This is a genomic window from Streptomyces sp. NPDC023157 (assembly GCF_055560575.1).
Genome location: NZ_JBVHIL010000001.1, coordinates 894,979 through 920,924 on the forward strand (window position 1 = coordinate 894,979; position 25,946 = coordinate 920,924).

Sequence of the window (25,946 nt, forward strand, 5' to 3'; positions counted from 1 at the left end):
GCTTCCCGAACTGTTCGCTGGGAGCGCAAGGTAGTTGGCGGCGCATGAACGGGTCCCGGTACGTCCACGGGCCCGGGCGCACAGCTGTGCGTCCGGGCCCGTGGCACGGGTTCAGCGCGGGGCCGGAGCCCCCCGCGTCACCCGGGGAGGCTTACTTCTCCTCGGAGACCTCGGCCTCACCGGTGACGGCCTCGACCGTCTCGGTGGCCTGCTCCTCGTCCTCGTCGGACAGGTCGACCTCGACACCGTTGGTGTCGACGACCTTGGCGGCCTCGACGACCAGCGCGAGCGCCTTGCCGCGGGCGACCTCGCCGACCAGCATCGGCACCTGGCCGCCCTGGACGACGGCCTGGGCGAACTGGTCGGGGGACATGCCGGAGGAGGCGGCGCGGCGCATGAGGTGCTCGGTGAGCTCCTCCTGCTCCACGTTCAGCTTCTCCTTGTTGACCAGCTCGTCGAGGATGAACTGCGTCTTGATGCCCTTGACGGCCTGGTCCTTGGTCTCGGCCTCGAACTCCTCGACCGTCTTGCCCTGGAACTCCAGGTACTTCTCCAGGCTCAGGCCCATCTGGCCGAGCTGGTGGTGCTCCAGGTTGTGCTTGCGGGTGTTGACCTCGTCCTCGAGCAGCTTCTCGGGGACGGGGATCTCCGCCAGCTCCAGGAGCTTCTCCAGGACGCGCTCCTGGGCCTGGGTGGCCTGGTCGAACTGCTTCATGTTCTCAAGGCGCTTGCGGCTGTCGGCCTTGAGCTCGTCGAGGGTGTCGAACTCCGACGCCAGCTGCGCGAACTCGTCGTCCAGCTCGGGGAGCTCGCGGGCGGCGACGGTGAGGACCTTGACGGTGACCTCGGCGTCCTTGCCCTCGGCGGAGCCGCCCTTCAGCTGCGAGGTGAAGGTGGCCTCGCCGCCGGCCTCCAGGCCGGTGACGGCCTCGTCGATGCCGTCGAGGAGCTCGCCGGAGCCGATGGTGTACGAGACACCGCTGGCGACACCGTCGGGCAGGACCTCGCCGTCGACCTTGGCCTCCAGGTCGATGGTGATGACGTCACCCTCGGCGGCGGCGCGCTCGACCGGGTTGGTGGACGCGAAGCGGTCGCGGAGCTGCTCCACGGACTTCTCGATGTCCTCGTCGGTGACCTCGACCGCGTCGACCTCGACCTCGATGCCGGAGAAGTCCGGGATCTCGATGGCCGGGCGGATGTCGACCTCGGCGGTGAAGGCCAGCAGCTCGCCGTCCTTCAGCTCCGTGATGTCGACCTCGGGCTGACCCAGCGGGTTGACCTCGGCCTCGTTCACGGCCTCGGTGTAGAACTTCGGGAGCGCGTCGTTGACGGCCTCCTCCAGCACCGCACCACGGCCGAACCGCTGGTCGATCACACGAGCCGGGATCTTGCCCTTACGGAAGCCCTTGACCGTGACCTGCTGGTTGATCTTCTTGTACGCCGCGTCGAGGCTGTCCTTGAGCTCCTCGAAGGGCACCTCGACAGTGAGCCGAACCCGGGTCGGGTTCAGGGTCTCCACGGCGCTCTTCACGGTTCGGTCTCCTTGGTGGCTGATTCCTGGTTTCGCCGGTACCACCCGGGGGCGGTTCCAGCCGATCGGCCCGGTCAGAGAGACACGCGGGCACGCAGCTTGCATAGTAACCGCAAGCGCCTCACGGCCCACAATGCGATCTTGCCTGGTCGGGGTGGCGGGATTTGAACCCACGGCCTTCCGCTCCCAAAGCGGACGCGCTACCAAGCTGCGCCACACCCCGTCGGTGCGACACGTAGGGTACATGGACGGGGACGGTGTGATGCCCCCTCTTTTCGAGGGGTGTGCGGGGACCTGCGAGGACCCGCTACGATGACGTCCGTCGCCGGGGCCGATGGCCTCGCGGCACACCTTGTGCGGGCGTAGCTCAATGGTAGAGCCCTAGTCTTCCAAACTAGCTACGCGGGTTCGATTCCCGTCGCCCGCTCCACACGACTCAGGCCCCTCCGGACAGCATCCGGAGGGGCCTGAGTCATGTCGCGGGATGCCGGGTCCGGTGCGGGGCAACAGAATGGGCGCTGTCCGGTTTATTCCTGCTTGTCCCCGTGTGGGGTCGGAGGCCGTCATGAAGGATCTGAAGTTCGAGCAGAAGCGCTCACTGTCCCGCACCGAAGCCGCCGATCAGCTGACGGCACTCGCCGAGGCACTCCGGAAGGGCGGGGAGGCCGAGCTCAAACTGGGGGCGGGGACGTTGAGCCTGCGGATCCCTGACGAGCTCGCCGCCGAGGTGGAGGTCGAGGTCGAGGAAGGGGAGATCGAGCTGGAGATCGAACTCAAGTGGGCGACGGGCAAGCCCCGGAAGTCGGAGACGAAAGCCGGGGCCGGGAAGCCGGAGGCGAAGGCCGGGGGCGAGAAGCCGACGGCGAAGGCCGGGGCTGAGAAGTCGGGGGCGAAGGCCGGCACCGGGAAGTCCGCGGCGAAGCCTGCCGGGAAGCCGGAGGCCAAGAAGCCCGCCTCGAACTCCGCCGTCAAGGCGCTGGTCAAGAAGTCGGTCACGAAGACGGTCGCGAAACCGGCGGCCAAGCCCGCCAAGAAGGCGGCCACGAAGGCAGCCAAGTCCTCGGCCAAGCCGTCCACCAAGGCGCCTACCAAGCCTTCGACCAAGCCTTCGACCAAGGCGTCGGCCAAGAAGGTGTCCGAGAAGGCGGTCGCCAAGCCTGCCGGGAAGTCGGCCAAGTCCGGCCCCAAGGGGGGCTGACGGCGGGGCGGGTCAGAACTTGATGGAGCCGACCGTCTGCGTTATCGAGTCCAGGAAGCGCTGGATGTCGTCGGCCATGCCCGTCGAGGCGAGGAAGAAGCCGAAGAGGACCGCGACGACGGCCGGGCCGGCCTTCAGGTTTCCGCCACGGATCAGCACCACCAGGATGATCGCCAACAGCAGCACCACAGATAGTGAAATGGCCACAACTGATCACACCCTCGGTCGGTCCCCGCCTTGCCGCCCGGGAGCGCACGTCACAGAACACCCCCGCCGCATCTATCGTGCCACCAACTACCTGCCCCGCAGGGGTGGGTGACGAATCATCGCCGTCGAAAATCAGCCAACATGACGAAATTCGTCTTGATCAGTTCGGCGGAACGAGCCCCAACAGGCCCCGGACCCGGGCGTACTTGGCCGTCAGGCGGTCCCGGGTCGGCGGGTCGAGGACGGCGAGGCGGGCCGGATCCGCGTTGTGCGCGAGGTCGGCCTCCTTGACCAGCAGGGCACCCGGCGTGGCCAGAATCCGCCGGGTGTAGCCCTCCAGGTCCTCCCCCGGGCGCTTGGTGAGCGCCCGCACCATGTCCTTGACCTCCGGGGGCAGGGCCGCGTCCGCGAGCCACTCGGCGGACAGGGCGGCGTCCTCGACGGCGTCGTGCAGCCAGGCCGCCGCGATCTGCCGTTCGTCGCCGCCCCGGGCCCGTACCCCTTCGGCGACCGCCCGCAGGTGCTCCGCGTACGGCCGCCCGGCCTTGTCGGTCTGGCCCGCGTGGGCCGCGACGGCGAGGGTCTCGATCTCGGCGAGGGTGAGGTACGGGGTGCCGGTCATGGCGGTCAGCGTAGTGCGGCCCGCGCGGGCAGGGCGGTGGCGGCGAGGCCGAGCCCGACCGTGGCCGCGGCGAACGACCCGTACAGCAGCGGCGGGATGTACGGGCCCTCGCCGGTCAGGCCGTTGGTCATGGGGATCAGGGTGGCGAGGGCGATGCCGGTGCCGAGGGCCACGCCCGCGCCCGTGACGAGCAGCGACTCCCAGCGGATCATCCGCAGCACCTGGCGGCGGGTGGTGCCCACCAGGCGCAGGGTGCGCAGCTCGCGGCGCCGGTCGAGGACGGTCATCACCAGCGTGTTGACGGCGGCGACCGCCGCGAACCCGCCGAGGACGGCGGCCATGGTGGTGTTGGCCCAGGCGTTGAGCTCGCGGTCGCGGCTCCGGTCGGCGGACCAGCCGGCCGCGTCCGTGACGGCGCCGAGGGGGGCCAGGGCAGCGGGCTCGCCGCCGCGGACCAGGAGCTCGGTGGCGTACGGGGCGGTGACGTGCCCGGTCAGGGCGGCGGCCGGGAGGGTCACCTCGGACAGGCCGAGGCCACGGGCGTACGTGGCGACGACGAGCGGCTCCGTCCGGGTGCCGTCGGGGAGCCGGAGCTCCAGGCGGTCCCCGGTCCGTACGTCCTGGGCGGCGGCCAGGTTCGTGTCGACGGCGACCGTGCCGGGGCGCAGCGCGGCGAGCGAGCCGGTGCGCACGTCGAGGTCGAGGACCGGGGTGGGGTCGGCGGAGACGCCCTGCGCGGTCGCGCCGCGGAAGCCCGCGTCGCCGTCGGCGAACAGGACGCCGGTGTGCTGGACGGCGACGGCCGCGGTGACCCCGGGGGCGCGGGCGGCGCGTGCGGCCGCGTCGGCGGGGAGCCCGGCGGGGGCGGTGACGACGTGGTCGGCGACGACTCCGGCGCGCTGCTGGTGTTCGGTGGCCCGGTCGGTGCTGGTGTGCAGGAAGACGAGGGTCGAGGCGAAGGACATCGCGAGGACGATCGGGGTGAGCGCGGAGGCGAGCCGCCGTGCGTTGCCGCGCGCGTTCGCCGCGGCGAGGTGGCCGGCGGCCCCGGCGGCGCGCAGGGGCAGTCCGACGAGGGTCGCGCAGAGCCTGGCGATCAGGGGGCCGAGCAGGGCGACGGCCAGCATGAAGAGCATGACGACGCCGAGGGCCGTGTTGGCGGCGGCCTCGCCGGACGCCTGGGCGGCCACGCCGGTGAGGGCGGCGCCGCCGGCGAGGGCGACGATGCCGAGCGGGGTGCGGATCCGGCCGGTCGCGCGCCGTTCGACCTGGGACTCGGCGAGTGCCCGGCCGGGTTCGATCCGGGAGGGGCGGCGGGCGGCGGCGAGTCCGGCGAGCAGGGCGGTCAGCAGGGCAGCGGCGACGGCCGCGGCGAAGGGGATCGGGCCGGTGTCGAGGCGTACCCCGGCGGGGATCGCGCCCTTCTCCTTCAGCTGCCCGAACCACCAGCTCGCGAGGGCGAGGCCGGGCAGGCAGCCGAGGGCGCCGGCGAGCGGGGCGACGAGCAGGGACTCGGTGGCGATGGAGCGGCGCAGCTGGCGCGGGGTCGCGCCGATCGCCCGCAGGAGGGCGAACTCGCGGGAGCGCTGCCCGACGGAGAGGGCGACGGTGCCGGCGGCGGTGAACACGGCGACGAGGGTGGCGGTGCCGCCGAAGGAGCCGCCGAGGCCGATCAGCAGCTCCTTGGCGGCCGGCAGCGCGGCGCCCTCGGCGAGGCTGCGGTCGTCGCCCGTGTGCACCTGGGCCTTGCCGTGCAGGGCGCGCTCGACCTGGGCGGCGAGCGTCGCGGGGTCGGTGCCCTTCGCGGGCAGGACGGCGATGGCGTCGACGGTGCGGGGGTGGCCCGAGAGGGCGAGGGCCTGGGCGTCGGAGAACCAGACGGCGGCGGGCGCGGACGCCTCCGCCCCGTCCGGGCCGGTGCCGGTCGACGCGAGCCCGTCCGCACCGGCGCCGGCCGACTCCGCCACCCCCGACACCGTGAAGGCGCGCTTTCCGGCCGGCGTGTGCAGGGTGAGCCGTTCGCCCACGCGGCCGTGGCCGGTGGTGACCACCGCCTGGCCCGGGCCCGGGGCCGTGCCGGTGGCGAGGCGGGTGCCGGTGAAGGTGGTGGAGCCCCAGCCGGAGGCGGTGAGCGGGGTGCCGGAGGGGTCGCGTACGGGATAGGAGACGTCCCCGACGGCCTGCGCGGCGCCCGGGGCGCCTGCGGCGGCGCGGACGAGGGAGGCGTCGAGGCGGGCCCGGTCGGGCACGGGGGCGGAGAGCGTCTCGCGCTCCTCGCCGCGCCCGATCGTCGTGTGGAGCTGCTGGTCGGCGGCGGCGACCACGGGCGCGCCCGCGTAGCGCGCGGGTGGCACGGAGGCGGTGACGCCGGTCTGGAGCAGCAGGCCGCAGCCGGAGATCACGGCGGCGGCGAGCAGCAGGGCGACGAAGGTGCCGACGAAGGCGGAGGGCTTGAAGCGGACGGCGGCGCGGGCGAGGCCGTTGGGGCGGGGCATCAGGCGGCCGCCCCGGCGCGGGTGGCGGAGGTGAGCGCGGTCATCCGGGCGGCGATGCGGTCCGGGGTGCTGCGCGCGAGGGTGTCGACGAGGGAGCCGTCGGCGAGGAAGAGGACGTGGTCGGCGTAGGCGGCGGCGACGGGGTCGTGGGTGACCATGACGACGGTGGCGCCGAGGCCGTCGACGGCGCGGCGGAGCAGGGTGAGGACCTCGGTGGCGGTCGTGGTGTCGAGGGCGCCGGTCGGCTCGTCGCCGAAGATCACGTCGGGGCGGGTGATGAGGGCGCGGGCGATCGCGACGCGCTGCTGCTGGCCGCCGGAGAGTTCGGTGGGGCGGCGGGCGCCCTTGTCGGCGAGGCCGACCTGGCCGAGGGCCTCGGTGGCGCGGTGCCGGTCGGGGCGTTCGCCGGCGAGCCGCAGGGGGAGTAGGACGTTCTGCTCGACGGTGAGCGAGGGCAGCAGGTTGAAGGCCTGGAAGACGAAGCCGAGGCGGGCGCGGCGCAGTTCGGTGAGCTTGTTCTCGGGGAGGCCGGTGATCTCGGTGCCGCCGAGGCGGACGGAACCGGCGGTGGGGCGGTCGAGTCCGGCGGCGCACTGGAGGAAGGTGGACTTGCCGGAGCCGGAGGGGCCCATGACGGCGGTGAAGCTGCCGTGCGGGAGGCGCAGGTCGATGCCGCGGAGCGCGTGGACGGCGCCGGCCCCCTTGCCGTACTGGCGCCGTACCCCGGCGAGTTCGACGGCTGCTGCCGTGCCGAGGGCGGTGTCCCGGGCTGCCATGGATGTCCTCCGTGCGTTCGTGACGTGACGTGGGTGACGTCGCGTGGGTGACGTGCGTGAGCGTCACTTCGAACCTACGGATCGCCGCAGGTCGGGGCGATGGAGGCGGCTGGTCTCCTGGGGGTGGGGGTGGCCCCACCCCCGGGAGGCGGGTCAGCCCGTGCGGCTGATCAGGAGCAGTGCGCGGTCGTCGTTGACGTCCTTGGCGCAGGCCTCGATGAGGTGCCAGGCGGCGCCTTCGAATCCGGCGGTGACATAGCGGTCGGCCTCGCCGGTGAGGCGGTCGATGCCTTCGGCGATGTCACGGTCGGCGGACTCGACGAGGCCGTCGGTGAAGAGCATGAGGACGTCGCCGGGGCGCAGGGAGCCCTTGACCGGGTGGAACTCGGCACCGTCGTAGACGCCGAGGAGGGGGCCTTCGCCGGCCTTCTCCTCCCAGCGGCCGGTGCCCGCGTGGAGCTGGAGGGCGGGCAGGTGGCCGGCGGAGAGCAGTTCGTAGTCGCCGGACTCCAGGTCGAGGACGAGGTGGATGGAGGTGGCGAAGCCCTCGTCCCAGTCCTGGCGCAGGAGGTAGCCGTTGGCGGCGGGCAGGAAGCCGTGCGGGGGCAGTGAGCCGAGGAGGCCGCCGAAGGCGCCGGAGAGCAGCAGGGCGCGGGAGCCGGCGTCCATGCCCTTGCCGGAGACGTCGGTGAGCAGGACCTCCAGGGTGCGGCCGCCGTGGGTGCGGGCGGCGACGACGAAGTCGCCGGAGAAGGACTGGCCGCCGGCCGGGCGCAGCGCCATCTCGCGGTGCCAGCCCTGGGGCAGGCGGGGCAGGGCGCTCTGTACCCGGATGCGTTCGCGCAGGTCGAAGAGCATGGTGCCGCCGCGCCGCCAGGGCACGCCGACGCGGGCCCGGAACTGGGCGATGAGCAGTCCGAAGAGTCCGCAGGCGGCGACGACCAGGACGGTGCCGGGGGTGACCCGGGCGGGCCCCTCGGTGTACGGGCCGAGGACCAGGGACTCGACGATGAGCGCGCCGGCGGCGGCCGCGTACAGGCCGAGCAGGCTGGCGGGGCGCAGCAGCAGGCCGCCGGCGACGATCGGCAGGGCGAGCGCGACGGGCGAGCACCACACCGGGTTGAGGAGGGTGCCGCAGGTGATGGCGGGGACGGTGAGCAGGAGTCCGGCGAGGGCGATCCAGTCGGAGCCGTCGCCGCGGAAGTAGTCGACGCCGGACCGGCGCAGCGCGACGCGGGCCCGGAGGGCGCTCTTGCGCATCCGGGCCGCGTACGAGTCCACTCCACCGCGACGTCCCATTGGCCTGGACCCTATCCACCCGATCGGCGCTCGTGCAGGGGGACCCAGGTGACATTGCATTCGAAATCGGGTCGCCTCGGGCGGCGGGGCGCTGATATCGATGGCATATGACGACTGAACTGCGGGTTCTCGACCCGGCCGAGTGGGACGACTGGTACGGGGTGCTGGAGCTCGCCTTCGGCGGAGTTCCGGAGGCGGACGAGGAGCGGAAGCTCTGGCAGGACCTCACCGAGTACGGGCGTTCCCTCGGCGCGTGGGACGGGGACCGCTGTGTCGGCACGGCGGGGGCGTTCACGTTCCGGCTGACGGTGCCGGGCGGGGCGGCGGTCCCGGCGGCGGGCGTGACGATGGTGAGCGTGGCCGGGACGCACCGGCGGCGCGGCATCCTCACCTCGATGATGCGGCGCCAGCTGGAGGACGTACGGGCGTGGGGCGAACCGCTCGCGGTCCTGACGGCCTCGGAGCCGGAGATCTACGGGCGGTTCGGGTACGCGGTGGCGGCGTACTCGGCGCGCGCGACGATCGACACGACCCGGGTGCGGCTCACGGTGCCGGAGGGCACGGACGAGGTGGGCCTGCGGCTCGCGTCGCCGACGGAGGCGCTGGACGTCTGCGAGGCGGTGTACGCGAAGCTGGTCGCCGGCCGCCCCGGGATGCTGGAGCGGCGGCCCGGCTGGGAGCGGCTCGCGCTGATCGACCCGCCGGGTGACCGGGGTGGCGCCTCGCCGCGGCAGTGCGTGCTGGCGGAGCGCGGGGGCGAGGTCGTGGGGTACGCGCTGTACGCGATCAAGCCCGAGTGGGCGTTCAACGGGGCCAACGGGTCGGTGGCCCTGCACCAGTTGGCGGGACTCGACCCGGCGGCGGAGGCGGCGCTGTGGCGGTTCCTGTGCTCGGTGGACCTGACGTCGCGGGTGCAGATCCACAACCGTCCGGCGGACGACGCGTGGCAGCACCTGGTGAGCGATGTGCGCCGCTGCGAGCTGACGCTGCGGGACGGGCTGCACGTACGGCTGGTGGACGTGGGCGCGGCGCTGGAGGCGCGGACGTACCAGGCGCCGGTGGACGTGGTGTTCGAGGTCGCGGACGCGTTCTGTCCCTGGAACGAGGGGCGGTGGCGGCTGACGGGCGACGCGAAGGGGGCGGTGTGCGTGCGGACCGAGGACCCCGCCGATCTGGCGTTGTCCGTACGGGAGTTGGGCTCCGTCTATCTCGGCGGGAACTCGCTGGTGTCGCTCGCGGCGGCGGGGCGGGCGCGGGAGCTGCGGGAGGGGGCGCTGGTCGAGGCGTCGGTGGCGTTCGGGTCTCCGGTGGCGCCGTGGCTGCCGCACGGGTTCTAGCCGTGGCTGCAGCACGGGTTCCAGCCGGGCGGCCGCGTCAGCGGTTCTGACAGCCCGGGCACCAGAACAGGTTGCGGTTCGCCAGGTCCGCCGTGCGGATCTCCGTGTGGCAGATGTGGCACGGGAGGTTCGCGCGGCGGTAGACGTAGACCTCGCCGCCGTGGTCGTCGACGCGGGGCGGGCGACCCATGGCCTCGGGGGTGTGCTCGGGGCGGACCGTGTCGATGCGGTTCAGGCGGACGCCCTCGCGCATCAGGAGGACCAGGTCGTCCCAGAGCGCGGCCCACTCCCCCGCGGTCAGGTCCTTGCCCGCGCGGTACGGGTCGATGCCGTGGCGGAAGAGGACCTCGGCCCGGTAGACGTTGCCGACGCCCGCGATGATCTTCTGGTCCATGAGCAGGGCGGCGATCGTCGTGCGGGACTTCGAGATCCGGCGCCAGGCCTTCCCGGGGCCGTCCGCCGCGCGCAGCGGGTCGGGGCCGAGCCGCTCGTGTATCGCCGTCTTCTCGGCGTCGGTGATCAGCGCGCAGGTGGTCGGGCCGCGCAGGTCGACGTACGCGTCGGGGTTGGCCAGGCGCAGCCGGACGGTGTCGGTGGGCGGCGGCGCGGGGGCGTCGGCGGTGGTGTCCCCGAAGTTCACCTTGCCGAAGAGGCCGAGGTGGATGTGGATCCACTCCTCGCCCGGGAAGCCGAGGAAGAGGTGCTTGCCGTGGGCCTCGGTGGTGGTGAGGACCGTGCCGTCGAGCAGGGCCGCCGAGTCGGCGAACTTGCCCTGCGGGCTGGAGGCACGCACGGGCCGGCCGCCGAACCGTTCCCGGTAGTCGGCGGCCAGCCGGTGGATCGTGTGCCCCTCAGGCATGGGCGCTGATCAGGCCTCGTTCTGCGGGTGGTGCGCCGGGATCGCCGGGAGCTCGCCGGTCTCCTCGTAACGGGAGAGCATGTCGATCCGGCGGGTGTGGCGCTCGTCGCCCGAGTACGGGGTGGAGAGGAAGATCTCGACGAACTTGGTCGCCTCTTCCCGGGTGTGCATCCGGCCGCCGATGGAGACCACGTTGGCGTTGTTGTGCTCGCGGCCGAGGGCGGCGGTCTGCTCGCTCCAGGCGAGGGCGGCGCGCACCCCCTTGACCTTGTTGGCGGCGATCTGCTCGCCGTTGCCGGAGCCGCCGATCACGATGCCGAGGGCGTCCGGGTCCGCGGCCGTCCTCTCGGCGGCGCGCAGGCAGAACGGCGGGTAGTCGTCGAGGGCGTCGTAGATGTGGGGACCGCAGTCGACGGCCTCGTGGCCTGCGGCCTTCAGCCACTCGACGAGGTGGTTCTTGAGTTCGTAGCCGGCATGGTCGGAGCCGAGGTAGACGCGCATGGTTCCGAGTGTGGCACGGCGGGGACGGGGTAGCGGTCAGCGGGGTCGGGACCTTGGTCCCGTCTGGTCCGGACCTTATGTCCTGAATCACGATCCGGAGTCAGCCCTTCCGTACTCACCGGTCACCGGGTTACATGTCTCCAGCTCGCGACCCGAGCAGACCCCCACACCGAAGGAAGCGTTCATGAACACGCAACCGACCCTGGCGAAGGAAGGCGAGAACACCGGATCCACCGGTGATTCCCAGCAGTCCGACGGTTCCAACGGTCTCAAGGCAGGCCTCAAGAACCGCCACCTCTCGATGATCGCCATCGGTGGCGTGATCGGCGCCGGCCTCTTCGTCGGTTCCGGCTCCGGCATCGCCGCGGCCGGCCCCGCCATCCTCCTGTCGTACGCGCTGGTCGGCGCGATGGTCGTCTTCGTGATGCGGATGCTCGGCGAGATGGCGGCCGCCCGCCCCTCCTCCGGCTCCTTCTCCGCCTACGCGGACCGGGCGCTCGGCCGCTGGGCCGGCTTCACCATCGGCTGGCTGTACTGGTTCTTCTGGGTCGTCGTGCTCGCCGTCGAGGCGACCGCCGGCGCCAAGATCCTGGAGGGCTGGATCCCGGCCGTCCCGCAGTGGGGCTGGGCGCTCATCGTGATGGTGGTGCTCACCGCCACGAACCTCGCCTCCGTCGCCTCGTACGGAGAGTTCGAGTTCTGGTTCGCGGGCATCAAGGTCGTCGCCATCGGCGCCTTCGTCGTGGTCGGCCTGCTCGCCGTCTTCGGCGTGCTGCCGGGCTCGGACAACCCGGGGGCGGGCTTCGCACACCTCACCGACACCGGGGGCTTCTTCCCGATGGGCGCGGGCGCGGTGCTCACCGGTGTGCTGATGGTCGTCTTCTCCTTCATGGGCAGCGAGATCGTCACCCTGGCCGCCGGCGAGTCGGAGGACCCGCAGCGGGCCGTCACCAAGGCCACCAACAGCGTGATCTGGCGGATCGGCGTCTTCTACCTGGGCTCGATCTTCGTCGTGCTCACCCTGCTGCCGTGGAACGACAAGTCGATCGTCGAGAAGGGCTCGTACGTCGCCGCCCTCGACTCCATCGGCATCCCGCACGCCGGCCAGGTCATGAACGTGATCGTCCTGACCGCCGTCCTGTCCTGCCTGAACTCGGGCCTGTACACGGCCTCCCGGATGGCCTTCTCGCTCGGCCAGCGCGGTGACGCGCCGAAGGCCTTCGCCAAGACCAACAAGCGGGGCGTGCCGCAGGCGGCGATCCTCTCCTCGGTGGTCTTCGGCTTCGTCGCGGTCTTCTTCAACTACAAGTGGCCCGACACCGTCTTCGCCTTCCTTCTGAACTCGTCCGGCGCCGTCGCCCTCTTCGTCTGGCTGGTCATCTGCGTGACCCAGCTGCGGATGCGCGGGATCATCCTGCGCGAGACGCCCGACAAGCTGGTCGTGCGGATGTGGCTCTTCCCGTACCTGACCTGGGTGACCATCGCCATGATCGTCGGCGTCCTGGGCTACATGGTCTTCGACGGCGGCAGCAACCGGGAGCAGGTCGTGCTCTCGCTGCTGGTGGCCGCGCTCGTGCTGGCGATCGGGCTCGTCAAGGAGCGGCTCGTGAAGCGCGCGAATCCGGAGCTCGACCGGGTCTGAGCCCGGCCCGTGGGGGGGGCCGGGGGGGGGGCCCCCCGGGGGGGGGGGGGCGGGGCCGGGCGGCCCCCGGGGGGGGGGGGCCCCCGGGGGCCCCCCCCCCCCCGGGGCGGGGGGGGGGGGGGGGGGGGCCCCGCCGCGGGGCCCCCGGGGGGGGGGGGGGGCCCCCCCCCCCCCCCCCCCACGGGGTGGGTGTCAGCCCTTGCGGCCGACCAGCTTCCACGCCGCCGGCAGCGCGCCCATCGCGAGGGCGGCCTTGAGGGCGTCGCCGATGAGGAAGGGGACGAGGCCAGCGGTGACGGCCTGGCCGAGGGTCATGCCGGTGGCCAGGGCCAGGTACGGCACGCCGACCGCGTAGATGATCGCGGAGCCCAGCACCATCGTGCCCGCCGTCCGCAGCACCGAGCGGTCGGCGCCGCGCCGGGCGAGGGCGCCGACGACGGTGGCGGCCAGCAGCATGCCGAGGATGTAGCCGAAGGACGGCATCGACCAGCCGGAGCTCGCCTCGGCGAACCAGGGCAGGCCCGCCATGCCGGCGACGGCGTACACGCCGAGGGAGAGGAAGCCGCGGCGGGCGCCGAGCGCGGTGCCGACGAGCAGGGCGGCGAAGGTCTGGCCGGAGACCGGGACCGGGGAGCCGGGGACCGGGACGGAGAGCTGGGCGGCGAGGCCGGTCAGCGCGGCGCCGCCGACGACCAGCGCGAGGTCGCGGGCGCGGCTGGCCGGGATCAGGTCGGCGAGGACCGTTCCGGAGCGGAGGGAACGGACGGGGGCGACGGCGGTGCTCATCGGTACTCCGCGGGGTGAGACGACAGGGGGACAGGGGGGACTGGCTCGACCGTATGCCAGGGGTGAACGGCCGATCACCATCAGCCGCCGACAAAGCGGGGGTTGGGCCGTTCGTGGAGATCAAACAAACCCGGCGGATCATGCCGGGCGCCACGTGACGCTTGTCACTGGGGACGCGCACCCTGAGGTCCCTTTTGCGCCAGGGGACACCCAGCGGAGAGACTGTGGGGTCTCCATAAACCCTCCCAGAGCGCGAGCCCCCCGCATGCACGACGCCTCCACCCCAGGACCGGAGCCCCGCGCTCCCGCACCGGAGCCTCTGGCTCCCGCACCGGAGCCCCTCTCGCACGGACTGAAGCAGCGTCATCTGACGATGCTGGGGCTCGGCGGCGTGATCGGCGCGGGGCTCTTCGTGGGCTCCGGCGCGGGCATCGCGGTCGCGGGCCCGGGCATCGTCGTCTCGTATCTGATCGCGGGCGCGCTCGCGATGCTGATCATGCGGATGCTGGGCGAGATGTCGGCGGCGATGCCGGCCTCGGGCGCCTTCTCGGTGCACGCGGAGCGGGCGCTGGGCCGCTGGGCGGGCTTCTCGGTGGGCTGGCTGTACTGGTTCCTGCTGGTGGTGGTGCTCGCCGTGGAGGCGACGGGCGCGGCGCGGATCGCGCACGGCTGGGTGCCGGGGGTCCCGCAGTGGGGCTGGGTGCTGGTGTTCATGGTGGTGTTCACCGCCACCAACCTGGCGGCGGTGAAGAACTTCGGCGAGTTCGAGTTCTGGTTCGCCGCGCTCAAGGTCGGCGCGATCGTCCTCTTCCTGATCCTCGGCACGCTGGCGATCGTCGGCTGGCTGCCGGACACCGATCCGGTGGGGACGGCGAACCTGACCGGCCAGGGCGGCTTCCTGCCGCACGGCTGGTCGGGGGTGGTGTCCGGGGTGCTCGCCGTGGTCTTCGCCTTCGGCGGTCTGGAGGTCGTGACGATCGCGGCGGCCGAGTCGGACGACCCGGCGCGCAACGTGGCGCGGGCGGTGCGCAGCGCGGTGTGGCGGATCCTCCTCTTCTACGTGGGTTCGATGCTGGTGATCGTGACCCTGCTGCCGTGGACCGCGCTGGAGCCGGGCGAGTCGCCGTACGTGGCGGTGCTGGACTCGATCGGGGTGCCGGGGGCCGGGCAGATCATGAACGTGGTGGTGTTCGTGGCGCTGCTGTCGGCGCTCAACGCCAACCTGTACGGCTCCTCGCGGATGGTGTTCTCGCTGGCCGAGCGCGGGGAGGCGCCGAAGGGGCTGCTGCGGGTGTCCCGCGGAGGGGTGCCGCGGCGGGCGGTGCTGGCCTCGGTGGCGTTCGGCTTCGTCTCCGTCCTGCTCAATCTGAAGTGGCCGGATTCCGTCTTCCTCTACATGCTCAACGCGGTCGGCGCGGTGCTGCTCTTCGTGTGGGCGCTGATCGCGGTCTCGCAGCTGCGGCTGCGGCGCCGGATCGAGCGGGAGGCTCCCCAGACGCTGACGCTGCGGATGTGGGGCTTCCCTTGGCTGACCTGGGTGGCGCTGGCGGCGATGGGCGCGGTGCTGGTGCTGATGCTGACCGACGACGGGGCGCGTCCTCAGGTGCTCTGGTCGAGCGGGGCGACGGCGCTGGTGTTGCTGGTGGCGTGGGTCCGCGAGCTGCGCACGAAGCGGAGGTGAATCTTCACCTTGTGTGAAGGTCGTGCCCGTATAGCGGACATCCGTTCCCTGTGAGCGGTGTGGGCCCACAGACTGTGGCCCACCCTCCCCGTCTCAGCTAGTGAACAGGGCTCGCCCATGTCTCGGACTCCCGCGCCCGCGCCGGCCGACCGCAAGGACGGCACCACCAGCGCGAACGCCCCTGCCGGAGGCCTCACGCCCGGCCTCAAGCAGCGCCATCTGTCGATGATCGCCCTCGGCGGTGTCATCGGCGCCGGACTCTTCGTCGGCTCCGGCGCCGGCATCGCCGCCGCCGGTCCCTCGATCGTCCTCGCGTACGCGATCTCCGGTGTGCTCGTCATGCTGGTGATGCGCATGCTGGGCGAGATGTCGGCGGCGAACCCGGCCTCCGGCTCCTTCTCCGTCCACGCGGAGCGGGCGTTCGGCCCCTGGGCCGGCTTCACCGCGGGCTGGGCCTTCTGGTTCCTGCTCTGCGTGGCCGTCGGCCTGGAGGGCATCGGCGCGGCGAAGATCATGACCGGCTGGTTCCCGGGCACCCCGGAATGGGCCTGGGTGGCGCTGTTCATGCTGGTGTTCTGCGGCACCAACCTGGCGGCCGTGAAGAACTTCGGCGAGTTCGAGTTCTGGTTCGCCGCGCTCAAGGTCGGCGCGATCGTCCTCTTCCTCGGCATCGGCGTGCTCGCCATCGTCGGCGTCCTGCCGGGCAGCGAGGCCCCGGGCACCGCCAACCTCACCGGCGAAGGCGGCTTCTTCCCGAACGGCTCCGAGGGCCTGATCGTCGGCCTGCTGGCCTCCGTCTTCGCGTACGGCGGTCTGGAGACCGTCACGATCGCCGCGGCCGAGTCAGAGCACCCGGTGCGGGGCGTCGCCAAGGCCGTCCGTACGGCGATGTGGCGCATCGCGCTCTTCTACATCGGCTCCATGGCCGTCATCGTCACCCTCGTCCCCTGGGGCGACGAGGCCGTCGTCGAGAAGGGCCCGTACGTGGCCACCCTCGACCACCTGGACATCCCGGCCGCCGGCCAGATCATGAACGTGGTCGTCCTGGTCGCCCTGCTCTCCGCGATGAACGCCAACGTGTACGGCGCCTCCCGCATGGCCGGCTCGCTTGTCGCCCGCGGCCAGGGTCCGAAGGCGCTCGGCCGCACCTTCGGCGGGGTGCCGCGCCCGGCGGTACTGGTCTCCTCCGTCTTCGGCTTCGCCTGCGTGCTGCTGAGCTACTGGCGCCCGGACGACGTCTTCATCTGGCTGCTCAACACCATCGGCGCGATCATCCTGGTCGTCTGGTTCTTCATCGCCGCCTCCCAGCTGGTGCTGCGCCGCCGCACCGAGCGCGAGGCGCCGGAGAAGCTGGTCGTGAAGATGTGGGGCTTCCCGGTGCTGACCTGGGTGGCGCTGGCCGGAATGGCCGGCATCTTCTTCCTGATGGCCCGCGAGGAGGGCACCCGGGTGCAGCTCTACGCGACGGGCGCCCTGACGCTGCTGCTCGCGGCGGGCGGCTACGCGCTCCAGAAGACGCGCGCCGCGCGCGGGACGGCGGCCGAGGAGGCCTGAGGCCCGTACCGCGCGCAGCACCGCGCCCCGTCGAGCTCGCGCTCGGCGGGGCGCGGTGGCGTGTCCGGGGTCAGGCCCCGCAGTACGGTGCGGTGCGCAGGAAGCCGCCGGTCTTCTCGTCGTCGGTGCCGAGGAGGGCGTCGCCGGTGCCGGGCAGGCACTCGACCGCCTCGATCTTGTAGCCGGGGAAGGTCCCGAGCACGGTCGGGCTCGCGGCGAGCGTGACCCGCACCGAGCCCGCCGCCGACACGGTCACCCGGCCTGCCTCGGTCACCGCGGAGTCGAACGGGCCGTCGTCGCCCGCGTCCGAGGCGGAGCCCACCAGGATCCGGCCGGAGGCGGTCACCGAGATGTCGGAGATGTGCCGCGTGCCCTCGTCGGCCGGGTACGTCGAGAGGTAGGAGCGGCGGGTGACGGACCCGAACAGCGGCTGTCCCCAGGGGGCGAAGGAGAACGGCGCCGCGTAGAGCGTCGCGGGGCGGCCCGGGCCGGCGCCGCGGTCCGCCCACAGGGCGGCCAGCTTCCCTCCCCGGGCCACGAGGGTGAAGCTCTCGAAGTCGGCGCCCTCGCCGATCATCGGCAGCGGCGTGTAGTCGACGACGGTCGCCGTGTCTCCGGCGACCCTCAGCCGGTAGACGATGCCGCGGCCGGCCAGGGCCATGTACTCGCCCGGCATCCCGGGCACCGCCTCGATGGCCTCGATGTCCTCGGCGTAGGCCCCGTCCCAGGTGACCGGGGAGAGGCTGGCGGTGCCCGCCGTGTAGGTGACCCGGGACAGGCGGGGCTGTCCGGGGCGCTTGTTGTCGTGCGCGACGAGGGCGGTGCCGCCGTCCTCGGCCGCGAGGCCGCTGACACCGCTGCGGGAGTCGGTGCCGACCCGCTGCCAGTCGTCGGCCGCGCCGGCGGAGGCGGTGCCGAGCAGGGTCAGGAGCGTGGTCATCGCCGCGAGCTTGAGTGGGAGGTTCACGCGCGCAGGTTATTGATCATCATTCGTCCGCTTCAAGGACGTTTGGGCCATCCGGACCTAGGGCCAAGGTCTGATCAACTTCGACACTTCCTGCTGCTAGCCTGCACTTGCATAGAAGTTGCAATTAGAAGACGTCGGCGAGAGGCTCGGCACATGGCCATCTACACCCTTCCGGAACTGCCGTACGACTACGCGGCCCTGGAGCCGGTGATCAACCCGCAGATCATCGAGCTGCACCACGACAAGCACCACGCCGCGTACGTCAAGGGTGCGAACGACACCCTGGAGCAGCTGGAAGAGGCTCGGGAGAAGGACGCCTGGGGCGCCATCAACGGCCTGGAGAAGAACCTGGCCTTCCACCTCTCCGGCCACATCCTCCACTCCATCTACTGGAACAACATGGCGAGCCCGAAGGCCGGCGAGGGCGGCGGCGAGCCGCTGGCCGCCGACGGGGTCGGCGAGCTCGCCGACGCGATCACCGAGTCCTTCGGCTCCTTCGCCAAGTTCAAGGCCCAGCTCACCAAGGCCGCGGCGACCACCCAGGGCTCCGGCTGGGGCGTCCTCGCCTACGAGCCCATCAGCGGCCGTCTGATCGTCGAGCAGGTCTACGACCACCAGGGCAACGTCGGCCAGGGCTCCGTCCCGGTCCTCGTCTTCGACGCCTGGGAGCACGCCTTCTACCTGCAGTACAAGAACCAGAAGGTCGACTTCATCGACGCCATGTGGCAGGTCGTCAACTGGCAGGACGTGAACAAGCGCTACCAGGCCGCCAAGGCGAGCGTCCCGCTGATCTCGTTCTGACACCCCCTGTTCGTCCTGCTCGTGATCGTCTTCTCAACCTTCACCTGCGGGCGGAATGAAGAAGAACCCCCGCGATGACGTGAATCGCGGGGGTTCTTCCGTACGAGGACGGGGCGAGGGCTACTCGAAGCTGGGCGCCGCCGTGCGGGTGCGCTTGATCTCGTAGAAGCCGGGGGTCGCCGCCACCAGCAGCGTGCCGTCCCACAGGCGGGCGGCGGCCTCGCCGCGCGGGGTCGGGGTGACGACCGGGCCGAAGAAGGCGACCTCGTCGCCGTCCGCGCCGGGGACCGCGATCACCGGGGTGCCGACGTCCTGGCCGACCTTCTCTATGCCCTCCTTGTGGGAGGCGCGCAGCTCGGTGTCGTACGTGTCCTGGTCGGCGTAGTCCGCCAGCTCCTCCGGCAGGCCGACATCGGTCAGCGCGCCGACGATCGCCTCGCGCGTCGGGCCCTCGCCGTTGTTGTGGAAGCGGGTGCCGAGCGCCGTGTAGAGCTTGCCGACGACCTCGTCGCCGTGCAGCTGCTGGGCGGCGATCACCACACGCACCGGGCCCCAGGCCTGGGTCTCCAGCATCTCGCGGTACTCCGCCGGCACCTCGTCGAGGCGGTTCTCGTTGAGGACCGCCAGGCTCATGACCTTCCAGCGCACGTCGACCGGGCGCACCTTCTCCACCTCCACCATCCAGCGGGAGGTCATCCAGGCCCACGGGCACAGCGGGTCGAAGAAGAAGTCTGCGGTGGTCCTGCTCTCGGACATGTCTCTCCTCGGAAGATCACTCAACGGGCGCTCGAAAGGGTGTGTCGATGTGCCTGGCGGCAACACCGCCGGCCGGCCCCGCATTCCCGTGGTGCCCTCGGTCAGTGGCACATGGGAGGATCGGTGCTGTTTCGAACGAGCCACGAAGGAGTGACCGTGCCCGGTGAGAACCTGTCCCGCGACGAGGCCCATGAGCGGGCGGAGCTGCTGTCCGTCGACGGGTACGAGGTCTACCTCGACCTGCGGTCCGCGGTCGGCGAGTCCACGGAGGACGTGCGCACCTTCCGCTCCGTGACGACGCTCCGCTTCCGCCGCACGGGCGCCGGCGACGCCACGTTCGTCGACCTGATCGCCCCCTCGGTGACCGCGGTCACCCTCAACGGGCGCGCGCTCGACCCGGCCGTCGTCTTCGACGGGGCGCGGATCGCGCTGGACGGCCTGGCCGACGAGAACGAGCTCGTGGTCGACGCCCAGTGCGCCTACAGCCGCACCAGCGAGGGCATGCACCGCTTCGTCGACCCCGAGGACGGCGAGGTCTACCTCTACACGCAGTACGAGCCGGCCGACGCCCGCCGGGTCTTCGCCACCTTCGAGCAGCCCGACCTCAAGGCGCCGTTCCGCTTCGAGGTGTCCGCGCCCGAGGGCTGGACCGTGTGGTCCAACGGGGCCGGGCGGCAGGACGCCGACGGCGTGTGGCGGTTCGCCGGGACGGCGTCCATCTCCACGTACATCACCTGCGTCGTGGCCGGCCCGTACCACTACGTCACGGACAGCTACAAGCGCGTGTTCGCCGACGGCACCGAGCTGGAGATCCCGCTCGGCGCGATGTGCCGCAAGGGCCTCGCGAAGCACTTCGACGTGGACGACATCTTCCTGATCACCAAGCAGGGCCTCGACTTCTTCCACGACAACTTCGACTTCCCGTACCCCTTCGGGAAGTACGACCAGGCCTTCGTCCCCGAGTACAACCTCGGCGCGATGGAGAACCCGGGCATGGTGACCTTCCGCGAGGAGTACATCTACCGCGGCAAGGTGACCCAGGCGGCGTACGAGCGCCGGGCCAACGTGATCCTGCACGAGATGGCCCACATGTGGTTCGGCGACCTGGTCACCATGGTGTGGTGGGACGACCTGTGGCTGAAGGAGTCCTTCGCGGACTTCATGGGCGCGTTCTCGCTGGCCGAGGCGACCCGCTTCACCAACAGCTGGGTGACCTTCGCCAACAACCGCAAGGCCTGGGCGTACCGCGCCGACCAGCTGCCGTCCACCCACCCGGTCACGGCCGACATCCGTGACCTGGAGGACGCCAAGCTGAACTTCGACGGCATCACCTACGCCAAGGGCGCGTCCGTCCTGAAGCAGCTCGTCGCGTACGCCGGCCGGGACGCGTTCCTGGAGGGCGCGCGCCGCTACTTCAAGCGCCACGCCTACGGCAACACGCGCCTCGCGGACCTGCTGACCGTCCTGGAGGAGACCTCCGGGCGGGACATGAAGAGCTGGGCCAAGTCCTGGCTGCAGACCTCCGGCGTCAACACCCTCACCCCCGCCGTCACCTACGACGCCGAGGGCCGGATCACCGAGCTCGCCGTCCTCCAGGACGGCGACGAGCTGCGCCCGCACCGCGCCGCCGTCGGCCTCTACCGCCTCTCCGGCGGGGAGCTCGTCCGGTACGCGCGGGCCGAGGCCGACATCACCGGCGCCTCCACCGTCGTGGCGGAGCTCGCCGGCGCCGAGAAGCCGGACCTGGTGCTCGTCAACGACGACGACCTCACCTACTGCAAGGTCCGCTTCGACGAGGGCTCGCTCGCCACCCTGCGCGCGCACCTCGGCGACGTCACCGACCCGCTGGCCCGCGCCCTGTGCTGGTCCGCGCTGTGGAACCTGACCCGCGACGGCCTGATGCCGGCCCGGGACTTCGTCCGCATCGCGCTGGAGTTCGCGGGCCGCGAGACCGACATCGGCGTGCTCCAGATGGTGCACGCCTGGGCCCGGACCGCCGTCACCGACTACGCGGCGCACGACTGGCGGCCCGAGGGCGGGCGGCTGCTCGCCGAGGGCGGCCTGCGCGAGCTGCGGCAGGCCGAGCCGGCCAGCGAGCACCAGCTGACCTGGGCGCGCTTCTTCGCCGCGGTGGCCTCCTCCGACGCCGACCTCCAGCTCCTGGAGGGCCTGCTCGACGGCGGCGCCGTGATCGACGGGCTCGCTGTCGACCAGGAGTTGCGCTGGTGCCTGCTCGAATCGCTCACCGTGCACGGCCGTGCCGACGAGACCCGGATCGGCGAGGAGCTGACCCGGGACGACACCGCGACCGGCAAGCGCCACCAGGTGCGCTGCCTGGCCGGCCGACCCTCGGCCGCGGTCAAGGCGCAGGCCTGGGCGCAGGTCGTCGAGTCGGACGCGCTGTCCAACGCCCTGGCGGAGGCGACGATCTCGGGCTTCTCCCAGTCCTCGCAGCGCGAGCTGATCGCGCCGTACGCGGAGAAGTACTTCGCGGTGATCGAGCGGATCTGGGCGGAGCGCTCCATCCAGATCGGCATGGACGTGGTGCGCGGCCTGTACCCGGCGCTCCAGGACCGCGCGGAGACCCTGGCGGCGACGGACGCGTGGCTCGCCGCGCACGCCTCGGCCGCCCCGGCGCTGCGCCGGCTCGTGCTGGAGTCGCGTGACGACCTGGCCCGCGCGCTGCGGGCGCAGGAGTGCGACGGGCGCGCCGCGTAGCAGCGGTCGGCACTTCGGCCCCCGGCGGTGCGTCCGTCGGGGGCCGTTGTTCATCGGCACTCGAACGCGCGTACTTTAGTGCGGAGTTGTCCGGATTGGGCCACTGCTTCGTAACAGCGGTTAGCGGCGGGCCGTCCGGCGGAAGACCGTCGACATGAACCACAACACCCCCAAGGCCCCCCTCTCCGCCCTCCCCCGCACCGGGGACGACCGGTTCCGGGAGGCGCTGCGCCTCGCCGGCGGCGACGCGATGCTCACCGGGCTCGCCGCGCTCTCCCTGCACGGCTTCACCGCCACCCCGCCGGCCGGGACGCTGAACCGCGTCGACGTCCTCGTCCCGCGCGCCCGGCGGGTGCGGTCCACCGGACAGGTCCGGGTGGTGCGCGCCGCCGAACCGCCGCGGCCGACCGAGATCGACGGCTTCCCCGTCGCCCCGGTCCCCCGGGCGCTGGCCGACGCCGCCGCGGCGCTGACCGACCCGGGCGCGGTCCGCCGGCTGCTCACCGAGGCCGTGAGCGGCGGGCACTGCGAACCGGCGGCGGTCGTAAGGGAGTTGAACCGCGCCCGGCTGCTCAACCGGCCGCACGTGGTGGACGCGGTGGACGCGCTCCTCGCCGAGGGACGCTCGCTCGCCGAGGACCGGCTGTACGCGATGGTGCGCGAGTTCGCGCTGCCGGACCCGCTGTGGAACGTGGACCTGCGGCTGCCGGGCGGCCCGCACCTCGGCGGCCTGGACGCCTACTGGCCGGACCAGGCGGTCGCCGTGGAGCTGGACACCCGGGCGCCGCGGCAGGACGACGACGCGCTCTGGTCCGAGTACACGCGCAAGCGCGAGCACCTGGAGCGGCTGGGCATCACCGTCGTCCACCTCACCCCGCGCAAGCTGCGCGAGGCGAGTGAACAGCAGGCGGCCGTGGTCCGTACAGCCCTGATGGCCGCGTCCGACCGGCAGCCGCCCGCCTACGTCGTCGTCCTGCCCCGCTGAACGGCCGCGCTGGACCCCCGTACCTGCGAGGCCGCCGCCGCGGGGGCTACTTCTTCGGGGCCGTCCCGCAGAACTCGGCCTCGATCAGCGCCTGGCTGTCGCCCGTCCAGTCGGCGTTGAGGTTCCCGGCGAGGGAGTGCTCGCCGTCCCGGGTGACCACGGCCTGGGAGCTGGAGCCGTGGATGCCGCCACCGTGGCCCCAGACCTCCTTGCCGCAGCTGAGCTTCTCCCGCATGAGCCCGAGGCCGTAGCCCATCTCGGGCGAGACCCGGACGGTGTCCGTCATCTCCTTCAGCTCGGCCGCCGGCAGCAGCCGCCCCTTGAGCAGCGCCCGGTAGAAGGTCTGCAGGTCGTTCGAGTCGGAGATCATCTCCCCCGCCGCGCCGGCGATGCTCGGGTTCAGCGCGGTCACGTCGTAGGTCGGTCCGGCCGTGTCGCGGGAGAGCTTCGAGTAGGCGCCCGAGTGCGGCCTCGGCATCCGCGAGTCGGTGCCGGGGACGCTGGTGGCGCGCAGCTTGAGCGGCTTGATGATCCGGTTCTCGACGGCCTTGGCGTAGGGGCGGCCGGTGACCTTCTCGATCACCATGCCGGCCAGGACGAAGTTGGTGTTGGAGTAGTTCCAGGAGGTGCCGGGCGCGAAGTCCGGCTCGTGGGCCATGGCGACGTCGACGAGCTGCCGCGCGGTCCAGGTGTCGTACCGGTGCTGGAGGAACTCGGCCCCGAACACGCGCTGCTGGAAGGCGGGATCACTGGTGTAGCTGTAGATGCCGCTGGTGTGGTTGAGAAGCTGCCGGACAGTGATCTTCCGTCCGTCGTGCCCGTGCCCGGCGACGACCCCGGGCAGCCACTTCTCCACCGGGTCGTCGAGATCGATCCTCCCTTCCGCCTGGAGCTGGAGCAGGACGGTCGCGGTGAAGGTCTTGGTGATGGAACCGACCCGGAAGCGGTCGTTCCCCGCGCGCTCGCCGGCGGTGCCGGTCCAGCGGTGCTTGCCGTCGCGGGCCTGGGCGACGACCCCGGGCACGCCGGCCGCCACCGCCGCGTCCAGCGCCTGCTGGGTGGCGGCGTGCGAGGGCTTGGGCGGCGCGGCTGCGAGGGCGGGCGCGGCGAGCGCGGTGGAGGCGAGGCCGGCCACGAGGGCGGCGGCCAGGACGGTACGGGCGGTGCGTGCGGCTGACATGAGTGCGGGCTCCCCTGACGTACGTACAGCTGCGTACTGCTTCGGTCGCGGGAGGGGACCGCGGGGCAGGGGCACCGGGTTGAGCGGGTCCGGGACGGTTGAGCCGTTTTCAGCCGTTCGCCGGATCGTGGAGCGGGGAGTGCCCCAGGGGCGGCCGGTCGCGCCACAGCTGGAGTCCGATGTCGACGAGCTCGACCCGGGTGAGTGAGGGCACCGACTCCAGCGGATGCCAGGCGGCGAGATCGGTGGACCCGCCCTCCTCGTTCCGCAGCTCACCCCCGACGACCCGGGCCTCGTAGACGATCCGCAGCCCCTGCCAGTCGAGGGCCCCGCCGAGCCGGCGCGGCCGCTCCCGCCGGATGGAGTCGATCCCGAGCAGCACGGTCGCCTCGGCGACGTACCCGGTCTCCTCCTCGACCTCCCGCACGACGGCCGCCACCGGCAGCTCCCCGTGATCCAGCCCACCCCCGGGCAGCGTCCACCGCTTCACCCCGGCCCGGTCCACCCAACGGGCCAGGAGTATCCGCCCGTCACGTACGCACACGGCGTAGGCCGCCACCCTCAACTCGGTCTGCATGGGCCGAGATTAGAGGCTTTCACAGCCAGTACGCGGGATACCGCCGCCCCGTGAGCCGGGCGCCGGCGAGGCCGGTGGCGACGAGGACGAGGGTGGCGAGGGCGAGGAGGGCGAGGAAGGGCCAGAACGGCGGGTTCTGGAGGGTGACGATCACCGCGGTCGCCGCGGCCGGGGAGTGCGGGGTGCGGGCCGCCGACATCACGCCGAGGGCGAGGCCGCCGGCGACGGCGGCGCCCCACAGGCCGGGGCCGGTGAGCGCGAGGACGGCGAAACCGGTGAGGGCGGAGAGGAGTTGGCCGCCGACGACGGAGCGGGGCTGGGCGAGCGGCAGGTCGGGGGCGCCCGCGACGAGGGCCATGCTCGCGGCCAGCGGCGGGATGAGCAGCGGCTGGTGGAGTGCGGTGCCGAGGGCGACGAGCAGGAGCAGCGCGGTGACGCTGACGGCGGTGGAGGCGAGCAGCACGCGGGGTCTGGGGCGGGCGGGGGCGGCGGCGCGGGCGGGGGTCGCGGTGGTGGCGGGGGCGGGCGGGGCGGTGGTCATGGGCGGTCCTTCGTGACGGGCGGGTTGGACGGGGAGTACTCGGGGGGCGACCAGCGCAGGGGGCTGGCGTCCCTGGTCTCCGCCACCGCGTCCAGGCGGAAGCGGACCGCGCGGCCCTCGGGGCCGTACTCGGTGTGGGCGCAGCCGGAGAGCTGGAGGGTGGTGCCGGTGCGCCAGTCGAGGAAGAGCAGGCCGGCGCGGCCGTCCGCCTCCAGGTTGCCGAGGGTGAGGAACATGGCGTTGCCGGGGTAGTCGGCCCAGCGCAGTTCGGTGGGCGAGCCGAGCTCGACGAAGCCGGGGTCGCCGCCGCGGTGGCTGGCGTCGACGCCGTCGGGGGCGGCGGTGGCGACGAAGAAGGTGTCGGCGGTGCGGATCAGGCGCTGCTGGGCGGGGGTCAGGGAGCGGGTGTGGCGTGCCACCCCCGGGCGGGGGTCCCGCGCGCGGCCGTACAGCTCGCGCTTCTGGAGGTACTTCGGGCAGTTGGTGAAGACCTGCTCCGCCTCGACGAGCAGCCCGCGGGCGCTGGGGCGCGCGGTGCCGTTGAGCCGCATCCGGCGGCGGGTGCGGGGGTCGAGGGCGATCGTCCCGACGGGGGTGCCGGCTTCGGTGACGGCCGCCGCGAGGGGGTCGCGGGCGGGGACGCCGCCGGCGACGGAGACGGTGTGCGGGCCGGTCGCGCGGACGAAGCCGGGGCGGCCGGTGAGCAGGCTCGCCCAGACCCGGCCGTCCGGGGCGGCGGCGCCGAGCACGAGCATCGGCTGGGCCTCCAGGAAGGTGGCGGCGACCGGCCGGATGCCGGCGCTGATGGATCTGCCGACGTGCTCGGCGAGGTCGCGGACGCCGACGCGGGTCTGAACGGCGAGGGAGCCGGGGTGGTAGGCGCGCATGGGGGACCTCCTCAGGTACGACTCGTACGACTCGTTCACCGCGAGC

At 72.5% G+C, this 25,946-nt stretch carries 23 protein-coding genes and 2 tRNA genes; 9 read left to right on the forward strand and 16 right to left on the reverse strand.

Features of this window, described 5'->3' with window-relative positions; translation table 11 throughout:
- Window positions 1-151: 151 nt before the first annotated feature.
- Both tig and ACZ3ZE_RS04145 read right to left on the reverse strand, forming a co-directional pair.
- Window positions 152-1,531, reverse strand: coding sequence for a trigger factor (gene tig, locus ACZ3ZE_RS04140; RefSeq protein WP_361163133.1), 1,380 nt, complete (start codon window positions 1,529-1,531; stop codon window positions 152-154).
- Between the two features lie 146 nt (window positions 1,532-1,677).
- Window positions 1,678-1,754, reverse strand: a tRNA-Pro gene (locus ACZ3ZE_RS04145).
- Between the two features lie 133 nt (window positions 1,755-1,887).
- On the opposite strand from ACZ3ZE_RS04145, the gene ACZ3ZE_RS04150 reads away from it, so the two are divergent.
- Window positions 1,888-1,961, forward strand: a tRNA-Gly gene (locus ACZ3ZE_RS04150).
- A gap of 135 nt (window positions 1,962-2,096) precedes the next feature.
- Window positions 2,097-2,729: an amphi-Trp domain-containing protein gene (locus ACZ3ZE_RS04155; protein WP_467257256.1), complete on the forward strand. Its 633-nt coding sequence runs from the start codon at window positions 2,097-2,099 to the stop codon at window positions 2,727-2,729.
- Window positions 2,730-2,741: 12 nt separating this feature from the next.
- Here ACZ3ZE_RS04155 and ACZ3ZE_RS04160 read toward each other — a convergent pair whose 3' ends face one another.
- The 5 genes from ACZ3ZE_RS04160 to ACZ3ZE_RS04180 all read right to left on the reverse strand — a co-directional run bounded on the left by ACZ3ZE_RS04160 (window position 2,742) and on the right by ACZ3ZE_RS04180 (window position 8,128).
- A complete protein-coding gene (locus ACZ3ZE_RS04160) occupies window positions 2,742-2,936 on the reverse strand; it encodes a hypothetical protein (RefSeq protein ID WP_046905580.1) in 195 nt (64 codons plus the stop codon).
- A gap of 160 nt (window positions 2,937-3,096) precedes the next feature.
- Complete coding sequence (locus tag ACZ3ZE_RS04165; protein ID WP_442304131.1) at window positions 3,097-3,558, reverse strand: HD domain-containing protein; 462 nt, start codon at window positions 3,556-3,558, stop codon at window positions 3,097-3,099.
- A 5-nt stretch (window positions 3,559-3,563) separates the two neighbouring features.
- On the reverse strand, window positions 3,564-6,053 hold the full coding sequence (locus ACZ3ZE_RS04170; RefSeq protein ID WP_467257258.1) for an ABC transporter permease: 2,490 nt from the start codon (window positions 6,051-6,053) through the stop codon (window positions 3,564-3,566).
- Window positions 6,053-6,829, reverse strand: a complete 777-nt coding sequence (locus tag ACZ3ZE_RS04175) for an ABC transporter ATP-binding protein (protein WP_467257260.1) — start codon at window positions 6,827-6,829, stop codon at window positions 6,053-6,055. The genes ACZ3ZE_RS04170 and ACZ3ZE_RS04175 overlap by 1 nt, the downstream gene beginning before the upstream one ends.
- A 153-nt stretch (window positions 6,830-6,982) precedes the next feature.
- Window positions 6,983-8,128, reverse strand: a complete 1,146-nt coding sequence (locus ACZ3ZE_RS04180; protein ID WP_361163123.1) for a PP2C family protein-serine/threonine phosphatase — start codon at window positions 8,126-8,128, stop codon at window positions 6,983-6,985.
- A 107-nt stretch (window positions 8,129-8,235) separates the two neighbouring features.
- Here ACZ3ZE_RS04180 and ACZ3ZE_RS04185 point away from each other — a divergent pair, with 107 nt between their 5' ends.
- On the forward strand, window positions 8,236-9,465 hold the full coding sequence (locus ACZ3ZE_RS04185) for a GNAT family N-acetyltransferase (protein ID WP_467257262.1): 1,230 nt from the start codon (window positions 8,236-8,238) through the stop codon (window positions 9,463-9,465).
- A 37-nt stretch (window positions 9,466-9,502) separates the two neighbouring features.
- On the opposite strand, the gene ACZ3ZE_RS04190 is transcribed toward ACZ3ZE_RS04185, so the two are convergent.
- Together ACZ3ZE_RS04190 and ACZ3ZE_RS04195 are read right to left on the reverse strand one after the other, a co-directional pair.
- Complete coding sequence (locus tag ACZ3ZE_RS04190; protein WP_361163119.1) at window positions 9,503-10,324, reverse strand: Fpg/Nei family DNA glycosylase; 822 nt, start codon at window positions 10,322-10,324, stop codon at window positions 9,503-9,505.
- Between the two features lie 9 nt (window positions 10,325-10,333).
- The gene (locus ACZ3ZE_RS04195) at window positions 10,334-10,825 is read right to left on the reverse strand and encodes a ribose-5-phosphate isomerase (protein WP_361163117.1); all 492 of its coding nucleotides are present in this window, start codon (window positions 10,823-10,825) and stop codon (window positions 10,334-10,336) included.
- 184 nt (window positions 10,826-11,009) lie between these two features.
- Between ACZ3ZE_RS04195 and ACZ3ZE_RS04200 the strand changes: the two genes are divergently transcribed.
- Window positions 11,010-12,467: an amino acid permease gene (locus ACZ3ZE_RS04200; RefSeq protein ID WP_361163115.1), complete on the forward strand. Its 1,458-nt coding sequence runs from the start codon at window positions 11,010-11,012 to the stop codon at window positions 12,465-12,467.
- Between the two features lie 192 nt (window positions 12,468-12,659).
- On the opposite strand, the gene ACZ3ZE_RS04205 is transcribed toward ACZ3ZE_RS04200, so the two are convergent.
- A complete protein-coding gene (locus ACZ3ZE_RS04205) occupies window positions 12,660-13,253 on the reverse strand; it encodes a biotin transporter BioY (protein WP_361163113.1) in 594 nt (197 codons plus the stop codon).
- A 265-nt stretch (window positions 13,254-13,518) separates the two neighbouring features.
- Between ACZ3ZE_RS04205 and ACZ3ZE_RS04210 the strand changes: the two genes are divergently transcribed.
- Together ACZ3ZE_RS04210 and ACZ3ZE_RS04215 are read left to right on the forward strand one after the other, a co-directional pair.
- Window positions 13,519-14,934 (forward strand): amino acid permease, encoded by a 1,416-nt coding sequence (locus ACZ3ZE_RS04210; protein ID WP_361622519.1) that lies wholly within the window; start codon window positions 13,519-13,521, stop codon window positions 14,932-14,934.
- Window positions 14,935-15,051: 117 nt separating this feature from the next.
- The gene (locus tag ACZ3ZE_RS04215; RefSeq protein WP_361163109.1) at window positions 15,052-16,488 is read left to right on the forward strand and encodes an amino acid permease; all 1,437 of its coding nucleotides are present in this window, start codon (window positions 15,052-15,054) and stop codon (window positions 16,486-16,488) included.
- A gap of 70 nt (window positions 16,489-16,558) precedes the next feature.
- On the opposite strand, the gene ACZ3ZE_RS04220 is transcribed toward ACZ3ZE_RS04215, so the two are convergent.
- Complete coding sequence (locus ACZ3ZE_RS04220; protein WP_467257264.1) at window positions 16,559-17,455, reverse strand: hypothetical protein; 897 nt, start codon at window positions 17,453-17,455, stop codon at window positions 16,559-16,561.
- Between the two features lie 153 nt (window positions 17,456-17,608).
- Between ACZ3ZE_RS04220 and ACZ3ZE_RS04225 the strand changes: the two genes are divergently transcribed.
- Entirely contained in the window at window positions 17,609-18,256 is a 648-nt protein-coding gene (locus ACZ3ZE_RS04225; protein WP_361622513.1) for a superoxide dismutase, read from the forward strand.
- Window positions 18,257-18,376: 120 nt separating this feature from the next.
- Here ACZ3ZE_RS04225 and ACZ3ZE_RS04230 read toward each other — a convergent pair whose 3' ends face one another.
- A complete protein-coding gene (locus ACZ3ZE_RS04230) occupies window positions 18,377-19,012 on the reverse strand; it encodes a mycothiol-dependent nitroreductase Rv2466c family protein (RefSeq protein ID WP_329420629.1) in 636 nt (211 codons plus the stop codon).
- A 156-nt stretch (window positions 19,013-19,168) separates the two neighbouring features.
- Between ACZ3ZE_RS04230 and pepN the strand changes: the two genes are divergently transcribed.
- Both pepN and ACZ3ZE_RS04240 read left to right on the forward strand, forming a co-directional pair.
- On the forward strand, window positions 19,169-21,730 hold the full coding sequence (gene pepN / locus ACZ3ZE_RS04235) for an aminopeptidase N (RefSeq protein ID WP_467257266.1): 2,562 nt from the start codon (window positions 19,169-19,171) through the stop codon (window positions 21,728-21,730).
- A 154-nt stretch (window positions 21,731-21,884) separates the two neighbouring features.
- Window positions 21,885-22,715: a hypothetical protein gene (locus tag ACZ3ZE_RS04240; protein WP_361163101.1), complete on the forward strand. Its 831-nt coding sequence runs from the start codon at window positions 21,885-21,887 to the stop codon at window positions 22,713-22,715.
- Window positions 22,716-22,761: 46 nt separating this feature from the next.
- Here ACZ3ZE_RS04240 and ACZ3ZE_RS04245 read toward each other — a convergent pair whose 3' ends face one another.
- The 4 genes from ACZ3ZE_RS04245 to ACZ3ZE_RS04260 all read right to left on the reverse strand — a co-directional run bounded on the left by ACZ3ZE_RS04245 (window position 22,762) and on the right by ACZ3ZE_RS04260 (window position 25,900).
- Window positions 22,762-23,895 (reverse strand): serine hydrolase domain-containing protein, encoded by a 1,134-nt coding sequence (locus ACZ3ZE_RS04245; RefSeq protein WP_361163099.1) that lies wholly within the window; start codon window positions 23,893-23,895, stop codon window positions 22,762-22,764.
- Window positions 23,896-24,004: 109 nt separating this feature from the next.
- On the reverse strand, window positions 24,005-24,472 hold the full coding sequence (locus ACZ3ZE_RS04250) for an NUDIX hydrolase (RefSeq protein ID WP_361163097.1): 468 nt from the start codon (window positions 24,470-24,472) through the stop codon (window positions 24,005-24,007).
- A gap of 19 nt (window positions 24,473-24,491) precedes the next feature.
- Window positions 24,492-25,013, reverse strand: coding sequence for an HPP family protein (locus ACZ3ZE_RS04255; protein WP_442304125.1), 522 nt, complete (start codon window positions 25,011-25,013; stop codon window positions 24,492-24,494).
- Complete coding sequence (locus ACZ3ZE_RS04260) at window positions 25,010-25,900, reverse strand: pyridoxamine 5'-phosphate oxidase family protein (protein ID WP_467257267.1); 891 nt, start codon at window positions 25,898-25,900, stop codon at window positions 25,010-25,012. Before ACZ3ZE_RS04260 ends, ACZ3ZE_RS04255 begins: the two co-directional genes overlap by 4 nt.
- Between the last annotated feature and the right edge of the window lie 46 nt (window positions 25,901-25,946).